Annotated in this window: 20 protein-coding genes; 7 read left to right on the top strand and 13 right to left on the bottom strand. The window is 39.7% G+C overall.

Annotated elements, in window-relative coordinates; all coding sequences use genetic code 11:
• Window positions 1-9: 9 nt before the first annotated feature.
• The 6 genes from trpA to I6F66_RS14530 are packed head-to-tail and all read right to left on the bottom strand — an operon-like array spanning window position 10 to window position 6,598.
• A complete protein-coding gene (gene trpA, locus I6F66_RS14555; protein WP_197139491.1) occupies window positions 10-831 on the bottom strand; it encodes a tryptophan synthase subunit alpha in 822 nt (273 codons plus the stop codon).
• Window positions 828-2,012, bottom strand: coding sequence for a tryptophan synthase subunit beta (gene trpB / locus I6F66_RS14550; RefSeq protein ID WP_024590412.1), 1,185 nt, complete (start codon window positions 2,010-2,012; stop codon window positions 828-830). Before trpB ends, trpA begins: the two co-directional genes overlap by 4 nt.
• Window positions 2,013-2,019: 7 nt before the next feature.
• On the bottom strand, window positions 2,020-3,384 hold the full coding sequence (gene trpCF, locus I6F66_RS14545; RefSeq protein WP_197209405.1) for a bifunctional indole-3-glycerol-phosphate synthase TrpC/phosphoribosylanthranilate isomerase TrpF: 1,365 nt from the start codon (window positions 3,382-3,384) through the stop codon (window positions 2,020-2,022).
• Window positions 3,377-4,414, bottom strand: a complete 1,038-nt coding sequence (gene trpD, locus I6F66_RS14540; RefSeq protein WP_197209404.1) for an anthranilate phosphoribosyltransferase — start codon at window positions 4,412-4,414, stop codon at window positions 3,377-3,379. The genes trpCF and trpD overlap by 8 nt, the downstream gene beginning before the upstream one ends.
• An 11-nt stretch (window positions 4,415-4,425) precedes the next feature.
• Window positions 4,426-5,028 carry an aminodeoxychorismate/anthranilate synthase component II gene (locus tag I6F66_RS14535; protein WP_165727365.1) on the bottom strand — a complete coding sequence of 201 codons (603 nt, stop codon included), beginning with the start codon at window positions 5,026-5,028 and terminating at the stop codon, window positions 4,426-4,428.
• Window position 5,029: 1 nt separating this feature from the next.
• The gene (locus tag I6F66_RS14530) at window positions 5,030-6,598 is read right to left on the bottom strand and encodes an anthranilate synthase component 1 (protein ID WP_165727366.1); all 1,569 of its coding nucleotides are present in this window, start codon (window positions 6,596-6,598) and stop codon (window positions 5,030-5,032) included.
• 464 nt (window positions 6,599-7,062) lie between these two features.
• Between I6F66_RS14530 and I6F66_RS14525 the strand changes: the two genes are divergently transcribed.
• From I6F66_RS14525 to I6F66_RS14505, 5 genes are all read left to right on the top strand, one after another.
• The gene (locus I6F66_RS14525) at window positions 7,063-7,914 is read left to right on the top strand and encodes a PHP domain-containing protein (RefSeq protein ID WP_165727367.1); all 852 of its coding nucleotides are present in this window, start codon (window positions 7,063-7,065) and stop codon (window positions 7,912-7,914) included.
• Window positions 7,911-8,531 (top strand): L-threonylcarbamoyladenylate synthase, encoded by a 621-nt coding sequence (locus tag I6F66_RS14520; protein WP_165727368.1) that lies wholly within the window; start codon window positions 7,911-7,913, stop codon window positions 8,529-8,531. Before I6F66_RS14525 ends, I6F66_RS14520 begins: the two co-directional genes overlap by 4 nt.
• Before the next feature lie 6 nt (window positions 8,532-8,537).
• Window positions 8,538-9,374 (top strand): ScpA family protein, encoded by an 837-nt coding sequence (locus I6F66_RS14515; protein WP_165727369.1) that lies wholly within the window; start codon window positions 8,538-8,540, stop codon window positions 9,372-9,374.
• 274 nt (window positions 9,375-9,648) lie between these two features.
• A complete protein-coding gene (locus I6F66_RS14510) occupies window positions 9,649-10,200 on the top strand; it encodes a cytochrome b (protein ID WP_165727370.1) in 552 nt (183 codons plus the stop codon).
• A 1-nt stretch (window position 10,201) separates the two neighbouring features.
• A complete protein-coding gene (locus I6F66_RS14505) occupies window positions 10,202-10,783 on the top strand; it encodes a YceI family protein (RefSeq protein ID WP_165741701.1) in 582 nt (193 codons plus the stop codon).
• Between the two features lie 84 nt (window positions 10,784-10,867).
• On the opposite strand, the gene I6F66_RS14500 is transcribed toward I6F66_RS14505, so the two are convergent.
• Both I6F66_RS14500 and I6F66_RS14495 read right to left on the bottom strand, forming a co-directional pair.
• Window positions 10,868-11,710, bottom strand: coding sequence for a transporter substrate-binding domain-containing protein (locus I6F66_RS14500; protein WP_197209403.1), 843 nt, complete (start codon window positions 11,708-11,710; stop codon window positions 10,868-10,870).
• A gap of 139 nt (window positions 11,711-11,849) precedes the next feature.
• A complete protein-coding gene (locus I6F66_RS14495; protein WP_002961566.1) occupies window positions 11,850-12,017 on the bottom strand; it encodes a hypothetical protein in 168 nt (55 codons plus the stop codon).
• Window positions 12,018-12,387: 370 nt separating this feature from the next.
• Here I6F66_RS14495 and I6F66_RS14490 point away from each other — a divergent pair, with 370 nt between their 5' ends.
• Window positions 12,388-12,939, top strand: coding sequence for a hypothetical protein (locus tag I6F66_RS14490; RefSeq protein ID WP_165727372.1), 552 nt, complete (start codon window positions 12,388-12,390; stop codon window positions 12,937-12,939).
• Here I6F66_RS14490 and I6F66_RS14485 read toward each other — a convergent pair.
• The gene (locus I6F66_RS14485) at window positions 12,936-13,739 is read right to left on the bottom strand and encodes a hypothetical protein (protein ID WP_197209402.1); all 804 of its coding nucleotides are present in this window, start codon (window positions 13,737-13,739) and stop codon (window positions 12,936-12,938) included. The two genes, I6F66_RS14490 and I6F66_RS14485, sit on opposite strands and share 4 nt — an antisense overlap.
• A 187-nt stretch (window positions 13,740-13,926) precedes the next feature.
• Here I6F66_RS14485 and icd point away from each other — a divergent pair, with 187 nt between their 5' ends.
• On the top strand, window positions 13,927-15,180 hold the full coding sequence (gene icd, locus I6F66_RS14480) for an NADP-dependent isocitrate dehydrogenase (RefSeq protein WP_197209401.1): 1,254 nt from the start codon (window positions 13,927-13,929) through the stop codon (window positions 15,178-15,180).
• Window positions 15,181-15,192: 12 nt separating this feature from the next.
• Here the strand turns inward: icd and I6F66_RS14475 are convergent, their stop codons facing one another.
• The 4 genes from I6F66_RS14475 to I6F66_RS14460 form a co-directional block, all read right to left on the bottom strand.
• On the bottom strand, window positions 15,193-15,624 hold the full coding sequence (locus tag I6F66_RS14475) for a hypothetical protein (protein ID WP_197209400.1): 432 nt from the start codon (window positions 15,622-15,624) through the stop codon (window positions 15,193-15,195).
• Window positions 15,625-16,040: 416 nt separating this feature from the next.
• Window positions 16,041-16,247 (bottom strand): hypothetical protein, encoded by a 207-nt coding sequence (locus I6F66_RS14470; RefSeq protein ID WP_007582523.1) that lies wholly within the window; start codon window positions 16,245-16,247, stop codon window positions 16,041-16,043.
• Window positions 16,248-16,383: 136 nt separating this feature from the next.
• A complete protein-coding gene (locus I6F66_RS14465; RefSeq protein WP_197209399.1) occupies window positions 16,384-16,752 on the bottom strand; it encodes a hypothetical protein in 369 nt (122 codons plus the stop codon).
• A gap of 274 nt (window positions 16,753-17,026) precedes the next feature.
• Window positions 17,027-17,974 (bottom strand): LysR family transcriptional regulator, encoded by a 948-nt coding sequence (locus tag I6F66_RS14460; RefSeq protein WP_197209398.1) that lies wholly within the window; start codon window positions 17,972-17,974, stop codon window positions 17,027-17,029.
• Window positions 17,975-18,027: the final 53 nt, after the last annotated feature.

The following is an 18,027-nucleotide window of genomic DNA, read 5'->3' as shown; positions in this document are numbered from 1 at the left end:
CTAGTTAACTTATAGCGATGTCGCTGCTTTCATATCAGCTACAAATACTTTTAGTTGCGCGGTCATTGTTGGTAAATCATTAAGGTTAGCTTCAATAATTTTAACCACGGCAGAGCCTGAAATAGCACCGGCTGCTCCTGCATTAAGAGCCGCTTTAACATCATCTGGCGTTGAAATGCCAAACCCTAAAAGAGCAGGCGCTGCATGGTATTCTTTTAATTTAGTGACAATATTACCAGCAGGCATTTGTGCCTTAGTATCGGTACCGGTAACACCTGCGCGCGATAGTAAATACGTGTAACCACGACCGTAAGAGGCGCACTGGCGAAGTGTGTCGTCATCCGCATTTGGTGTTGCAATAAAAATTGGGTCTACACCGTTATCCATTGCTGACTTTCTAAACATTTTAGATTCATGCAGAGGCACGTCAGCCACTAAAATTGAGTCTACGCCTACTGCTTTTGCATCTTTATAAAATGCTTCTATACCGCGTTTAAACACAAGGTTTGAATACAATAATAAGCCAATTGGAATATCAGCATTATACTCACGTATTTCTTTAATAATATCAAAGCAATCTTGTGTGTTAATGTGCACATCGAGTGCGCGAATATTAGCTTTTTGAATTACTGGACCATCTGCAATTGGGTCCGAAAACGGGATACCAAGCTCAAGCGCATCTGCTCCGCCGTCAATTAGACTTTTAATAATCGCAATACTTTGCTTTTTACCTGGGTCGCCAATCGTTACAAATGGTACAAACGCACCTTGTTTTTGCTCGTTAAGCGCTGCAAACATTTTGCCGTAACGATCCGTTTTTACTTGGCTCATAGCTGACCTCTTTCAGTTAGTACATTGTGAACGTGTGCTAAATCTTTATCGCCACGACCACTCAAATTAATCACTATAACACTCTCCTCGGTTAGCTCCTCTGCGTACTTAAGCGCATAAGCTAGCGCATGGCTTGATTCAAGTGCCGGAATAATACCTTCATTTTTAGCAAGCGACTGAAACGCATCAAGCGCTTCTGTATCGGTAATACCCACGTATTGAGCGCGACCAGTTTCGTGTAGAAATGCATGTTGAGGACCAACAGCTGGGTAATCAAGACCCGCTGATACAGAGTAAGACTCTTCAATTTGGCCATCGTCATTTTGCATAATGTACGTATAAGTACCGTGCAATATGCCTTTAGTGCCTTTACAAATTGTTGCACCGTGTTCATTTGTATCAAGCCCTTTACCAGCTGGCTCAACACCAATTAATTTAACGCCTGGCTCGTCAATAAAGTCAGTAAACATACCAATCGCGTTTGAACCACCACCAACACAGGCAATAACAGCGTCAGGTAAACGACCTTCTGCTTTAAGTACCTGTTGCTTGGCTTCTTCACCAATAATTTTTTGATACTCGCGTACAATTGTTGGGAATGGGTGAGGACCCGCAGCTGTACCTAGTAGGTAATGTGCGTCTTGGTAGTTTGCTGACCAGTCACGCAGTGCTTCGTTTACGGCATCTTTTAATGTGCCAGAACCCGCTGTTACCGGAATAACCTCTGCGCCCATTAACTTCATTCTAAATACGTTAGGTTGCTGACGATCAACGTCTTTTGCACCCATATAAATACGACATTTTAAACCCAGTAAGGCACACGCTAGCGCTGTTGCAACGCCGTGTTGACCGGCACCTGTTTCAGCAATAACTTGTTTTTTACCCATACGCTTAGTAAGTAACGCCTGACCAAGTACTTGGTTCGTTTTATGTGCGCCGCCGTGTAGTAAGTCTTCACGCTTTAGGTACAGTTTTACTTTTGGATTTTTAACTAAATTGCGCGTTAAAGTAAGTGGGGTAGGACGACCCGCATACTCGTTTAATAATTTACTTAGCTCTGCCTGAAACTCAGGATCTTTTTGTGCTTTGTTAAATTCATTTTCTAACTGCTTAAGCGCAGGGACAAGTAACTCGGGTACAAACATACCGCCAAACTCGCCAAAATAAGCTGGATTTTGCATTTTAACCTCAATAATTTCTGATGCTTGTGAAAGCATTATGTAATTTGTTAGGGCACTTTTTACCCGCAGATTCTTCAACGCCTGAGTTTAAGTCAAGGCCTAAGGCACCTTTAAAAAGCGCATCTTTAATATTGTCTGGATTTAAGCCTCCAGCGAGCATAAATGGTGTAGTTGCGCCGCTAAGCACCGACCAATCAAATGCTTTACCAGTACCGCCAGCTTGTGTATCACTGTGCGTATCGTAAAGGTGTCGATCAACCCCATTTACAGGCGTTGGCAATGCATTTTTTATTGCTTGGGCTTTCCAAATTTCGCAATTAGTTGGTAACTGTGTACGCAACTCAGCAATGTAATCGTCACTTTCTTGGCCATGTAATTGAACTGCCGCTAATTTTAGCACACTTGCGTATTGAGCAACTTGCTCAATGGGAGCATCTACAAATACACCAACAAAGTTAAGTGGTGCGCTTTGGCTCAGCTCTCTTGCACAATCTAAATCGACATAGCGAGGCGATTTAGGATGAAAAATTAAACCACCATAAACAGCACCGTTTTGATATGCCGCTTGTGCATCTTGGCTACGTGTTAAACCACATACTTTATTGTCGCCTAAAATAACACGGCGACATGCTTGCTCTAAATCACGCTCGCCCATAAGTGAGCTGCCAATTAAAAAGCCATCGCATAATGGAGCTAAACGTTTTACGTCTTGATGGGTGTAAATACCCGATTCCGAAATAACCACTTTATCAGCCGGAATAAGCTTTCGTAGTTTTTCAGTAGTGGCTAAGTCGGTGCTTAAATCGCGTAAATCGCGGTTATTAATACCAATAATTTGTGCATCAAGTGCAAGTGCGCGGTGTACTTCTTCTTCATTACTTACTTCTGTTAACACCGACATATTAAGTGAATCGGCAACAGCATGCAGTGCTTTATAGCTTTCGTCATCGAGTACCGAAAGCATCAGTAATATAGCATCGCCGCCATAAATTCGTGCCATGTACACTTGGTATTCGTCTATAAAAAAGTCTTTACAGATAAGCGGTTGTTCTACTTGGCTGCGCACAAATTCAAGATAGTCAAAACTGCCTTGAAAATATTTAGCATCAGTTAACACACTCATGCAGGTGGCATATTTTTTATAAACCGATGTGATTTCGGTTAAATCAAAAGGGTCTCTAATTAACCCTTTTGAAGGCGATGCTTTTTTACACTCTAAAATAAACTGAGTGCCAGGTGCTGCAAGTGCTTTATAAAAGCTACGGCTTGTAGGCACTGCAAGGTGCTTAAAGCTTTCAAGTGGGCGTGCGGCTTTACGCTCAATTAGCTCTAATTTTTTATCAGCAACAATTTTGTCTAATACATTAGCCATTACTTACCTCAATAATTGCACTTAGTGTGTTCATGGCTTGCCCTGAACTTAATAATGTTTGTACTTGTTTTGCCCCTTCTTTTAACGTTTCTGCTTTACCTGTTAGGTATAAAAGGGCAGCTACGTTAACCACAATAGCAGCATTATGTGCATCTGTGCCTTTGCCTTGCAAGATGGCAAGGCTAGCATTTGCGTTGTATTGTGGGCCTTCACCAGCGAGTTGTTCAAGTGAATAGTTTGCAAGGTCAAAGTCGCTTGGGTTTAGTGTGTACTGCGTAATCTCGCCATTATTTAGCTCAACTACCGTTGTTGGGCCGTGTAGGGCTATTTCGTCAGTGCCCGAGCCGTGAACAATCATAGCGCGCTTTGTGCCAAGGGTTTTAAGTGTTTGTGCCATTGGCATACACAACGCTTCGTTATAGACGCCGAGTAATTGCACTTCAGGTGCAGCAGGGTTAGCAAGCGGGCCTAAAATATTGAAAATAGTGCGTTTTTTAAGCGATGTTCGTACACCCATCGCATGGCGTACGCCACTGTGATAGTGCGGTGCAAACAAAAAGGTAAAATTGGTTTGCTCAAGACATTTTGCTGCTTGCTCTGGGCTCATATCTATATTAATGCCCAGGGCTTTGAGTAAATCGGCTGAGCCTGAATTACTCGATACACTGCGATTACCATGTTTTACCATGTTAATACCGGCAGCAGCGGCAACAATTGCAGCCGTTGTACTTATATTAATTGTGTTTGAGCCATCGCCACCAGTGCCACAGCTATCGGCAAGTTGCGTACTGCTGGTAGTAAAAGCAACGGCGTTTTCGCGCATTGAGGCTGCAGCGCCTGCAATCTCGTCGCTTACTTCGCCTTTAATTTTAAGGCTTATAAGTAGGGCGGTTAGCTCAATTTCACTCATATTACCTTGCATTACTTCATCAAAAAGTGCTTTGGCGTCTGCGTAGCTTAATGATTGCCCAGTAATTAGTTGCTCAATCGCGTGTTGAACATTTATGGGTTGTTCTGGTTGTGTACTCATAATGTCCTCTTTTATTTAGTGCGTGTTAAGTAAGCTACACTTTGCTGGAGTAGCATTGCGCCGTTTGGCGTTAGTATTGATTCTGGATGAAACTGGTAGCCCAATGCATTGTCACTATGATGATAAATAGCCATAGGGATATCTTCGTACTGGGCAATAACCTCAATATTATCAGGTACTTTTGTTGCCATTAATGAATGGTAACGTGCCACAGGTATTGTATTGCCCATACCATCAAATACAGGGTGCTCGCCTAAATTAATAATTGAAGACTTACCATGTACGGTTTCACCCGCGTGACCGATTACTCCGCCGTAGCTTTGTGTTAACGCTTGTTGACCCAAACAAATGCCTAGCATTGGGAAGTGGCCTTTAGAGAGCTCAATAAGCTCCATTAAACAGCCTGCATCGCTTGGTGTTCCAGGACCCGGCGAAAGTACTAATAGTACTTGGCCTTGCTCTTGGCGCATTTTGTTAAAAATAACCTCAGCGCTAATGTTGTTTCTGTAAACAACGAGTTCGCAGCCAAGCATCGTTAGCTCATCAACTAAGTTATATGTGAATGAGTCAAAGTTATCTAAAAAATAGATTTTAATAGGATTCGCTTTACTCATTTTATACCGCCTTATACGTAGATTTTATGGCGGTGATAACCGCTTGTGCTTTAGCGCGAGTTTCGTTTGCTTCTGAAATAGGATCTGAGTCAAACACCACACCGGCACCTGCTTGCACATACGCTTTGTTATTTTTAACAAAAGCTGAGCGAATAACAATACAGCTATCCATTGCGCCATCACCGGTTAAGTAACCTACTGCGCCGCCATAGCTGCCACGGCGCTTGCCTTCTGTTTGACGAACTAGCTCAGCAGCACGCACTTTTGGTGCACCAACAAGCGTGCCCATGTTCATACACGCTTGGTAAGCATGCAGTGCGTCAAGCTCGGGTTTTAGTGTGCCTACAACGCGTGACACTAAATGCATTACTTGTGAATAGCGGTCTACTTTTAATAGCTCTTTGGCAAAACGAGTACCTGCAACACTAATGCGGGCTACGTCGTTACGGGCTAAATCGACAAGCATTAAATGCTCGGCGCGCTCTTTTTGATCGTTTCTAAGTTCAAGCTCAATGCGGCTGTCTAGGTCTGGATTTATTTGCCCATTAGCAAATTTGCCACGTGGGCGGGTGCCAGCAATCGGGTATACTTCAACTTGCTGAGATTGCACTGTGTATTTAAGTGCTGATTCAGGCGATGCGCCAAATAAAGCAAAGTCTTCATCGCGCATATAAAACATATACGGGCTTGGGTTTTGCTTTTTAAGCTGGCTATAAGCGTGCAGAGGATCAGGACAAGGTAGTGAAAATGTACGCGACGGCACTACCTGAAAAATATCACCGTCTACAATATTCTTTTTAAGCTTAACCACTTGCTCGCAGTAAGTGTCATCGTCAATATCAACGCTTACCTCACATTCGCCACTTTGCATATCCGCACTAAATTCTGAAGCGTTATCGCACAGTGTATTTAATCGCTCTAGCTCTTTGCCTACTTCAAAGCAATTTGCATGTACGTCTGGACCGTTAAATACATTACCAATGAGTTCGGTTGTTTGTTTTTGATGATCAATAACAACTAAGGTTTCGGCTAAATAAAATACGTAATCTGGGCAGGTATTTTCGCCATCTGGTACATCACTTAACTGCTCAAAGTTTGCTACCATATCGTAGGCAAATACACCGCCTAAAAACAACGAAAATGGATTGTTAGTTGTGCTTTTAATACTGTTAATACAAGTACGAAGGGCGCTAAATGCATTATCTGCAACTAGTTTACTTGCTTCGTCAGTATCGCCGCTTGTGTCTAAATAACACAGGGTAAGCGTTGCGCCGTCTAAAGTGGCATCACAGCTTTTAACATTTGCCTGCAAGTAGCTAAGTAGTTGTTGCCCATTATTAGATTGAGCAGTAATAGTAACTGTTTTACCTTGGCATACGATGCGTAGGGCACAGTCGACTAAAATTAAACTTTTTACACTGTCTTTAGAATCAATCTCAGCCGATTCAAGCAGTAGTGAGTTAGGCTTATCAAGTGCCGCGTATAATGCAAGTGGACTACTAATATAGTCGCGTACTTGCGTAATGCTTGTTACTTCGCCTGGTGTGGTAGTTATATGACTAAAAATCAAACCTCATTCCCTCAAAAAATTAAACCCCGCAATGCTTTAGCAATGCGGGGTTTGAATAACGATATCTAAATTACAAACAGATCATTACCGTCCCGCTATATCAGGCGCCACCACCAACGATGTGTAAGAGTAAGACCGTTATTCATGTTTTTCTGCCTCAAAATTTATTAAATATTTTTAACGTATACGTTTCGTAAAATTTAGTTATAAAAAAACCCGCATAGTTGCGGGTTTTGAATTTTTGTTAGACACGACAATTCATCACCCGATAATTACGAGTGCCACCACCAAATAGTGTTTAAGTTTGAATTGATCATTATTGTTAATTCTTAATGTGTCTGAAAGTGGCTACAGTAAAACGTATCTTATGCTTTTGTGTCAAGTGTTTATTTAAAACAATTTAGTCAAAAAAGTTGTTATACTTACATAAACACTAGTAACCCTTAATTTTAAGCAGTTTTCTTTTGATAAAATATGATTTACATAGCCATACCACACATTCAGACGGGCGTTTAACGGTTGAAGAATTATTGCATCGCGCTGTTGATAAAAATATTGATGTGTTTGCTATTACCGATCATGACACTGTGGCGGCTATTAAGCCTGCGCAGCAATTTATTAAAACCGAAAACTTACCGCTTTCATTAATAACGGGTACCGAAGTGTCTACTAAATGGGAAAGCTTCGAAATTCATATTGTAGGTTTAAATATTGATATTAATAATATTGACCTTACCTCTTTATTATCAGCTCAGCAGCAAAAGCGAGAAGAGCGTGCACTAGAGATTGGTGTTCGCCTTGCAAAAAATGGCTTTGATGGCATTTACGAGCAAGCTAAAGAGCTGGCAAAAGACGCACAAATAACGCGTGCACATTTTGCACGCGCCCTTATTGAGCGCGGTGTTGCTAAAAATTTCCCGGGTGTTTTTAAAAAGTACTTAGGGCGTGGCAAAACAGGCTACGTACCAAGTTGCTGGTGCACCATGCAAACCGCTATTGAGGCCATACATGCCGCTGGTGGTGTTGCTGTACTTGCGCATCCAAGTAGTTATCAAATGTCAAACAAGTGGCTACGCAAATTATTAGTAGAATTTAAAAGTGTAGGAGGGGACGCAATGGAAGTTGCACAACCTCAACAGGCGCCAAGCGAACGTCAATTTTTAGGTGAACTCAGCCGTGAGTACGAACTACTTTGCTCGCAAGGGTCTGATTTTCATTTTCCGACAAGCTATTTAGAGCTTGGCAAAAATTTATACCTACCAAAAGACTGCCAAGGTGTTTGGCAAGCTTGGGAAGGAGAAGGGGCATTAACATGAGTCAATTATTTCATATTCATCCTGATAACCCGCAACCGAGACTAATTAGTCAAGCCGTTGATATTATTAAACAAGGCGGCGTTGTTGTTTACCCAACAGATTCGGGCTACGCCATCGGTTGTAACATTGGTAATAAGCAAGCCAAAGAGCGCATAGAGCGTATTCGTGGTATTGAAAAAAACGATAATTTTACGCTAGTTTGCCGTGATTTATCGGAGTTATCTACTTATGCACGCGTAGATAACCAGCTATTTAGACTCATTAAAAATAATACGCCAGGGCCTTATACCTTTATTTTTAAAGGCACAAAAGAAGTCCCTAAACGTTTATTAAACGACAAGAAAAAAACCATTGGCATGCGTGTAATTGAACACCCAATAGCCTGTGCGTTACTTGCCGAACTTGGTGAGCCGTTAATGTCGTGTTCTTTAATTTTACCAGGTGAGCAGTTTACAGAATCAGATCCTGATGAAATATTGGATCGATTAGATAAACACGTTGATTTAATTATTCACGGTGGCCACTTAGCCGAGCAAGCAACCACGGTAATCGATTTGTCGGAAGATGAAGTCAAGATTTTGCGTGTTGGCTGTGGTGATACAAGCCCGTTTGAGTAATAGCGAGTGAGCGAAAGCAATGCGAATACAAAAAATAGTGAAAAGCCAGTGCAGCAAAAGCTGCCACTGGCTTTTTTGCATGGTAAAGCGGTTGTAGACAAACCAGAAGATTTATACATTCCACCTGACGCGCTCGAAATAATATTAGAAACCTTTGAAGGCCCGCTCGATTTACTGCTCTATTTAATTAAAAAGCATAAGCTTGATGTACTCGAACTTTCTATTTTTAGTATTACAGAGCAGTACGTAAGTTATGTAGAAATGATGACAGAATTTCAACTCGAACTTGCTGGCGAATATTTAGTAATGGCTGCGTTACTTGCGCAAATTAAGTCGCGCTTATTATTACCTGTACACGAAGAGCTTGAAGAGGAAGAAGATCCTCGCGCTGAGCTTATTAAACGCCTGCAAGAGTATGAGCTGTTTAAACAAGCCGCCGAAAACCTCGACGATATCCCTCGTGTTGGTCGTGATATTTTTATAGCGCATGCCGCTATGCCAATAAGTGAAGATACAAGTCAAAACCTCCCCGAACTTGAACTTAAAGACTTAATGCTGGCGCTGAGTGATGTAATGGCGCGTGCAAAAACCTTTGAGCATCATCAAATTACTGCTGAAGTACTCTCAACCCGAGAGAGAATGAGTCAAATATTACAGCAATTATCGCAAGCAAAGGCAGCGGTTGTATTTAATGCACTTTTTACCCCAGATGAAGGGCGAAGTGGTGTAGTAGTTAGTTTTATTGCCATGCTTGAGCTTATTAAAGAAGGGCTTGTTACCTGTTTGCAAGTAAACCCTGAAAGCTTAATTTATGTCAGCTTAAGCGAACAATCCACCCTATAAAACTATCTGTTTAATCCTCCATTTTTGCACAACTGACTTTAAATAATCTGAACTCTGGTTAAGAGACTTTCTACGTATTGAATCATGGTGATATTTAAGTTTATTTTCAGCGCAGTTAGCGCTGAAAATAGCTGCTCAAGATAGATTTATTATTCAAATTTCAGGCTAAATAACAAAGTTCTGTGCGTATACGCACGTAAAGTGTTTGTAAATGTTATTTTCATTTACGGCTGTGCACTATATTGTAACGTCATAGCATTATAGGAACTTACACATGTTTAAAAATACACCTTCATCTTACGGACTTGTCGCCATTATTTTACATTGGCTCATGGCGCTGACTATTTTTGGCCTGTTTGGTTTAGGTTTATATATGGTTGAGCTTACTTATTACGATAGCTGGTATAAAGGTTCACTCGATTTACATAAGAGTATTGGTATTACGCTTGTGGCCGTATTTTTATTTAGAATTTTATGGCGTGCTTTATCTACACAACCTAAACCATTAGGTGAGAGTATAGGCATGAACCAATTAGCGCATACGGCGCATATTGCTATGTATATTATTTTGGCTGTTATTGTTGTTGCAGGGTATTTAATATCAACCGCAGACGGGCGTCCAATAGAAGTATTTACTTTATTTAACGTATCAGCGCTTGATTTTGCCTTTGATGACCAAGCCGATATTGCAGGAAAAGTACATTATTACGGCGCGTGCACATTAATCGGGTTTGCAGTATTGCATGCACTAGGGGCGTTAAAACATCACTTTATCGATAAAGATAAAACCTTAATTAGAATGATCAAACCATTAAAGGATGATTAAAATGAAAAAATTATTAGTAAGCACAGCCGTTTCGGCTGCAATGATGTTATCGGCAACAGCCGCCAATGCAGCTGATTATGTAATTGATACAAAAGGCGGGCATGCATCTGTTAACTTTAAAATTAAACACTTAGGTTACAGCTGGTTATATGGTCGTTTTAATACTTTTGACGGCACATTTAGCTACGATGCTAAAAACCCTAATACGTCAAAAATTATGGTAAACATTGATACCACAAGTCTTGACTCTAACCATGCAGAGCGCGATAAGCATTTACATGGTAAAGATTTTTTAAATGTAGATAAATACCCAAAAGCGACATTTAAAAGCACGAGTATTAAATTTGATGAAGACGGCGAAGAGGCTGATGTAACCGGTGAGTTTACGCTGCACGGCGTAACTAACACTATTACCTTTGAAATAGATAAAGTGGGCGAAGGTAAAGATCCGTGGGGCGGCTACCGCGTAGGTTTTGAGGGCGAAACCAGCCTTAAACTTACCGATTACGGTATTGATTACAACTTAGGACCTGCATCTACTCATGTTGATATTATTTTATCAATAGAAGGTGTTCGTCAGTAATAGCATTATTAAATATAAAAACGCCACTTACTGTGGCGTTTTTTTTGCTTAACAGAAACTCAAATTAAGCGACTTCGAATTTGCTTATTTTGCGCTATTAATACGTGACTGTAATAGCGGCCTTAAATGCTCGGGCAACCAGCGCATGAGTAAATCATTATAAGCCTGCGTTTTTTTAATAACTTTAAGCTGCTTATTAAGAGTAGCAATGTTTTCTGCGCCTTGCTCGTTTTTAGTACAGCCAATAAAACCATAACTTAACGCAGGTGATTCGGTTAATGGACGCTGCGTTAAGTTCTCTTCAAAGTGCATTGATTTAGCTAAATAGTAATGCTCGCTTGGGTAACCCAGCAAAATATCAATTCGTTTTAGGTTAAGCATATATGTGAGGCTCGCTAGGCTATCGCGAGTGGGTCTAATTACTAAATCTATATTAGGCGTACTGTTTATCAATGTATCTATCTCTTGGCCATAAGAGCGGCTCATAGAGATCCCAAGAGTTAGTTTTTTATCTTGTATTAAATCTAATAGTGATACTTCTTTTGATTCCGCTATATTTAGCGCTTTGGCGAGCCTTTTGTGCATTGCTATTGAAGGCGAGAGGCCCGTTGTTGAGCTTTCGTCTGTAAAATAAATATGCTCTTTTCTGTCATCGTTTTTATAAAGCGATAACGCACAAACATTATTTGAAGTATTAGACAGCTCTTGGATTACCTTACCTGAGGGGATAAGCATGCGGTTAAAGGTAATATTAGGAAGTTGTTTTTCAAGTAAATAAATTATGCTTTCGTCACGGCCTTGGTGTTGATATTGACCATTTAAAATATAATAGGGTGCAAAGTCGTGCGCTAGCCAGTTTATGGTTCTAGCATTGCCTATTGAGGTCAGACAGAAAAAAAGTAAGAAAGTTAAAAATATACGGAGCATTACAACAGCTGCCAGTAATTATTATTGTAAAACTATTGTAACCAATAAAGAGCTAAAAAGTAAAATGCCAGCAACGAGGCTGGCATAATATCTTATCAATAATTGCAATAATAAAAGGGCAATTAAAGTTATGTGTTGCTTAGTTAGCTTTTAGCCACTTAACAAACTGGCGTGCATCACTCGCTTTTTGAAACAATGCATTTTTTAAACCTTGTGTATCACTAAAGATTACACGATGTTTGTTTACTGAAATTGATTGCACTGGATGTGCGATTTGGATCATAGACCCATTATATTTATAAGACATAATAAAACTCACTTTATTCTTGTTATTTATTCTGCGCTATATTTTTATAGCAAATTGCAGTTAATAAATTAACGATGTTGTGTTTAGCTTCATTACAGTGTTGACGATCTTTATGACACTTTTGCGATGATAGTAAAAAATCATCTCGGTATTATTCAAGGGGTTCTCGCCGTACAATAACTTAGCTTTCAAATATACGTTTTGCGGGGCTTACTGGATCAGGGTAAATGGTTAACCGCGGCGGTTTCTTTAAACCAGAGAGGGAAGGTAACTTATATATAAATTGTGTGCAAGCTATTTTTGTAAAAATATTTATAATAAATCTTATCAACTGCTTACAAAGCCCGTTTTTAGTTACCAAAGGATAAGTATGAATTACCTAATAGTGAGTGATATTTATGGTTTAACCCCTGCTTTAAGGAGGTTATCACAGGCAATTAGTTCAAATTTAGTTATTGTTGACCCTTACAATAACAAGTATCAAGCCATTGAAAGTGAACAAGATAGTTACAACAATTTTATACAGCAGTGTGGCCATGATAAATACACCGACAAACTTCAAAAATGCTTTGAGAGTTTAAAATTGCCAACGACGTGTATTGCTTTTAGTGCAGGGGCAAGTGCAGCATGGCGGGCACAGTTATTAACAGGCAATACACACCTTAAAAAGTTAATTGGCTTTTATCCGTCGCAAATTAGACATAACTTAAATTTAAGTGCAAAAGTACCCTGTGAGTTCATATTTCCAGCAAGTGAGAGTCACTTTAATGTTGATGAAGTTATTAAAGCTTTAAGCACCAAAGCGGATGTTAAGTGCTATAAAACCAATTTTTTGCATGGTTTTATGAACGAGTACTCAACCAATTTTAATGCGCAAGGGCTTGTTGAATATAGTAACTATATAAAACTGAGCAGCCGTTAAAGCGTGTTTAGCTGCTCTTTACTAATATCAGGAAAATCGGTGCGGGTATTATATTTTGCATACAGCGTTGTAAAAACGCTACTACCGGATAGCTTATCTAACTCTTTTATAAAGGTTTTCGCACTAGATCGAGCGGGTCTACAGCATACTTGATACTGTTTTATTATACCCGCGACAGATAAACCTTGTTTTTGTAGCTCCAAATCGGCCTGTGCAAAAAAAGCCGCACCTGTCCAATAAACACGTTGCTGGGCTTGTTGTTTCCACATATCAGCAGAGAGCTCATTAAGTGGCTGTGTTTTAGTTTTGGCTTGCAGGCGGGCACGATCAAATCCTGCATTTAAACATTGTACAAACTGCGGCTGGGTAATTATACCGCTGTCACGCATTATTACGTTTTGCATATAACTGGCAAAACCTTCACTTAGCCAAAAGCCAGAGTAAGGAAGCAGCGGTAAATATAAATGCGAAAGTTCATGGTATAGCGTCCAATCTTTAGTGAATGCATTTAAACTAGCGTAGCGATCTATATGTAGCTCAAGCCCATCGGGGTTATTGCGCTTAACTGTAGCCCAAGGTACAGGCTCAAAAGCAACGTATTGTGGTTTTAAGTAAATAGGCAATGTGGTTTGTTTTAAAGGCCCCAGAGTATTTTGTGTTTTTTCAACACTTTGATTAACCCATGTAGACACTGTGTTTTTAGCATTACTTGAGAGCGAGCTAAGGTTATGTATGACTACCTCAACGGCTAATACGTTAAAAGAGCTGATTGATAGTAGCAGTACAAAAAATAATTTCATTAAAGTGCTCCGCTGTAATTAATAACTGGTACGAAAATTCTAATATACAAGACCAACTAAATGGATAAATAATCACGCCTAATTCTTTATTTTTTAAAATGATAGCAACTATAAAAGTACAAATACAGACACTCCTAGCTAAGCATGGTTTAATCAATTAATCGTTATTTTAAGTTAGGTTTTAGCCATGACGTATCAGCATATTCAAGTTCCTGAGCACGGCCAAAATATCACTATTGATGCACAAGGACACTGGCAAATACCGTTAGAACCTATAATTGCCTTTATTGATGGCGATGGCGTGGGCCTAGATGTTATGCCGGTAATGCGCCATGTTGTTGATAGTGCAATTGATCATTGTTATAAAAGTGCACGGAAAATTCATTGGATGCAGGTTTATAATGGCGAGCAGGCCGCAAAGCTGTATGACGGTGACTGGTTTCCACAAGAAACAATTAACGCGGTACGTGCCTGTAAAATCGCCATAAAAGGGCCGTTAACCACACCACTGGGTGGTGGTTTTAGATCGCTTAATGTCGCACTCAGGCAAGAAATGGATTTGTTTGTAAATATGCGCACTATAAAAGGTTTTAGTGCGCTCCCTTCTCCTTTAAAAAATCCATTTTTAACAAATATAACAGTACTTCGTGATAGCAGCGAAGACGTGTACTCAGGTATTGAGTGGCAAGCGGGCAGTGTAGAAAGTGAAAAAATGCTCGACTTTTTATGTGAGGAAATGGGGGTAACTCGGCTTCGTTTTACACAAGAGTGCGGAATTGGTATTAAAAATATATCTAAAGAAGGCTCTGAGCGACTAATGCGCTATGCCATTAACTATGCACTTAAAAACGATAGTGAATCATTAACGCTAGTGCACAAAGGCAATGTACTTAAATTTACCGATGGGGCATTTAAACGTTGGGGCTTTGCACTTGCACAAAATGAGTTTAATGCCACTGCACACGAAAATGGCCGTTGGCTGCAAATAGAGCGAGCACATCAAGCGCCCTTAATTATTAAAGAAGTTATAGCCGATAATATGCTGCAGCAATGTTTAATGCATCCAGAGCAATTTGATGTAGTGGTAACTACTAACCAAAACGGCGACTTTTTAGCGGATATGCTCAGCGCGCAGGTTGGTGGTGTTGGCATAATGCCTGCTGCAAATTTAAATAACGATGTCGCATTTTTTGAGCCCACACATGGCACGTTTGAGCGTATAGCAGGGCAAAACAAAGCAAACCCAAGTAGCAGTATTTTAAGTGCAGTATTAATGCTTAAATTTATGGGGTGGGAAGAGGCTGCATTACTCATCGAAAATGCCTTAGAGCAAACATTTAAAAGCGGTGAAGTAACCTTTGATTTAGCGCAAGAGCAGAGCGATAACTCAACAACCTTAACTTGCACTGGCTTTGCAAAGAAGGTTATCGAGCACTTTTAAATACATCCATTATTAAGCTGCTGAGGCAGTTTTTACTCTGTGCATACAAGGGCGGTTGGTTAACTGCGCTGCACGATGGTAAATCTCATGTGCTTCAGGTTCATCGCACTGCGTACCACTAAGCGTATCCATTAACGCAACAACAATAATTGCAGGAACCTGGCAGCAATATTCGTCTAAAACGGCTTCCGTAGTTTGCGCATCAACATGGCAAAGCGGGTGGTTTTTAAGTTGGTATGCGTTTAATAATGTATCAACTTCTAATACATCATCTGGTTGATGTTTTGTTTTACGGCATTTACAACCAAACTCATCCACTAAAGTAGCTAATGCTTGGTAAGTTTCAGTGGTGTTAGCTTTAGTGCATAACTGCTCTTCAATGAATTGATGCAAGTTAGCATCGATGAATAATCCGTCTTGGCGTGTGAAAGAAGCTGTTGTCATAATAATTACTCTTAGTTTGTTGGCTTAACTTCACTCTAGCGCTAAGTGTATTATTAATGAAATTGTTGTTTTCAATAACTGATATTGATTTTATCAATAGTAAAATTTAATGGTTAATAGAACGCAGGAAACAACCTTAAATAATGCCAATTAATTTGGTGCAAAGTCGTGAAAGTGTGCACAAAACTGGAACAGAGGGAGGAGTTGAGGAATAAAGAAGGAATCTTAGTTAATTGTTTTTATTGAATTTTAATTATTTTATGAAGTTGGTACTAAGCTTGCTAATAATACACTGTAGGTAGATTCCTATATCGACGATTTCCAAAAGCGCCACGGTATTTTCCCAAAGTTGAATACCATGGTGCTTTTTATTTTCGCGTGTATTTTATTTAGCCGTCACAATAGCAATAACAATGTTAAATTTTAACAAAGTAGGGAATGGCCACTAAAATAGCGCCTACAATCAGTAGCATGCTAACACTGGTCATAAAGTACGGAAACACCAATAACGATAAACCAATACAAAGTGGAACTACGGCTTTTTTTCTTCGCCCGTAAGTAAGGTAGCCAATACCTATGCCGCCAAACAAAACACTCCACGCAATTATTGATGCACTATCCATTTATAAATTACCTATTAAAAATACTTTGTCTGAATTTTTATATTATTAGCGCTATGTGTCAAAGGAGGAAAGTTAAGTGCGTTAATCATTTCAGCTTCAATAGCATAAGGTTTTAAAGTACAGCAAAGGCTTGAGGTTAGTCACTTTTACTTTCATACTTAAACCCGAACGAAACTATTGCGGCCAATACACCACCAGTCGCTAATATAGCAGCGCTAAATAACATCTCCCATAATAATTTTTTCAATAGTAGAGTCTGATGAATGTTTGTAAATATTACGCTCCAAGTTTGTTCAAAGTTGTATAAATTAACAACTTCATGAACATCATATACAAAAGTACCTAACCCATTCAAAAAGTATGCAAGAGCTATATAAACAAAAAGTCGTGCAGTAAATAAGAGAGTTTTTAAATTATCAGTTTCAACTTTAGAGAAAGGAATAAAGCTAATTTTGGTGGCCTTGCTCATTATAAGTGAACATTTTAAATATAAGTATTGGTACATAAAATTCCATTTTTTAATATGTCGTAGGTTCTTGATAACGAGTATCTAAAGTTATTGGCATTATATTACTCATTAAGAATAACGCAGTACCTATTTTGATTCAATTCTTTAGCGAACATTGTATTTGAGCTGGACTTCCAGCTTTTATTAGGTAGTTTCTAACACAATGTATTTAAAATGCTAACCAAGCTATCAGCTCAAAATCTGATGATTCAGTACATAGCACTGGCTTTCGCGTTAGGCTCTTGAGTACTAATTAAATGCTTACTCTTAATTATCTGTCCGCAATTGTTTTAGCAAACACTAATAGCTCACGCCTTAACCATTGGTGCGCAGGGGCATGGTGCAGCAGTGGGCTCCATATCATTTTTACCTCAATAGGCACTATTTGAAACGGCACCGGGCTGATTACTAAATCAGTATGAGAAGTTAATAACTTAGCTTGCCTGCGCGGTAGGGTGGCAATAAGTTCCTCTGATTGGCAAAGCAGGCTTGCAACCATGTAGTGGCGAGTAAAAACACGTATTTTACGGGTTTGTTCGAGTTGCCAAAGCGCTTCGTCTACCCAGCCTAATTTTTGCTTTCCCGATTTATTAGTAACAGCAGCCTCTGGCCCCCAACCTGCACGGTTTACCCAAATATGTTCTTTTTTTAAGTAGTCGTCTAACCCTGAACGTTGTAAAAATGTATTTTTAGGATGCGTTAAACAACAGTAGTTATCGCGCCAAACACTGGCTTGATGAAACGAGCGTGGTAGGCCATTAAAGCGGTTTATGGCTAAATCGATAGTGCCTTTTTCCATGTCTTGTAGGTTTACGTCGCTTGGGCTTAATATATCGAAATTAATACCGGGGTTTTTACTAAGCTGCGCGGTTATAAAAGGGGCTATTAAGGTCGACTCTATGTAGTCGTTTGCCATTATTCTAAACGTAACTTCAGCCGTTGCAGGGTTAAATTGCTCACTAGGCTGCGTAATAGCTTCGGCCATTTTTAATAGCGCCTCAACTTCGGGCTTTAATGCAAGTGCTTTAGCTGTTGGCGTCATTGAGCCAGCGGCACGCACAAGTAGCGGGTCGTCAAATAAATCGCGCAGACGCTTTAATGCGTTACTCATAGCAGGTTGCGTAAGCGCGAGTTTATTTGCAGCTTTAGACACACTTTTTTCATCTATTAACACATTTAAATAAACGAGAAGGTTGAGATCGACGTTTCTTATATTCATATGATCAATTTAAATTATATGCTTTATTAATTATCTAAATTAAAGCCTGCTTG

It is taken from the genome of Pseudoalteromonas sp. NZS100_1 (genome assembly GCF_015864285.1).
Classification (GTDB): domain Bacteria; phylum Pseudomonadota; class Gammaproteobacteria; order Enterobacterales; family Alteromonadaceae; genus Pseudoalteromonas; species Pseudoalteromonas arctica.
The sequence above is the reverse complement of the archived record's forward strand: the minus strand, read 5'-3'. Positions and strand labels throughout refer to the sequence as shown.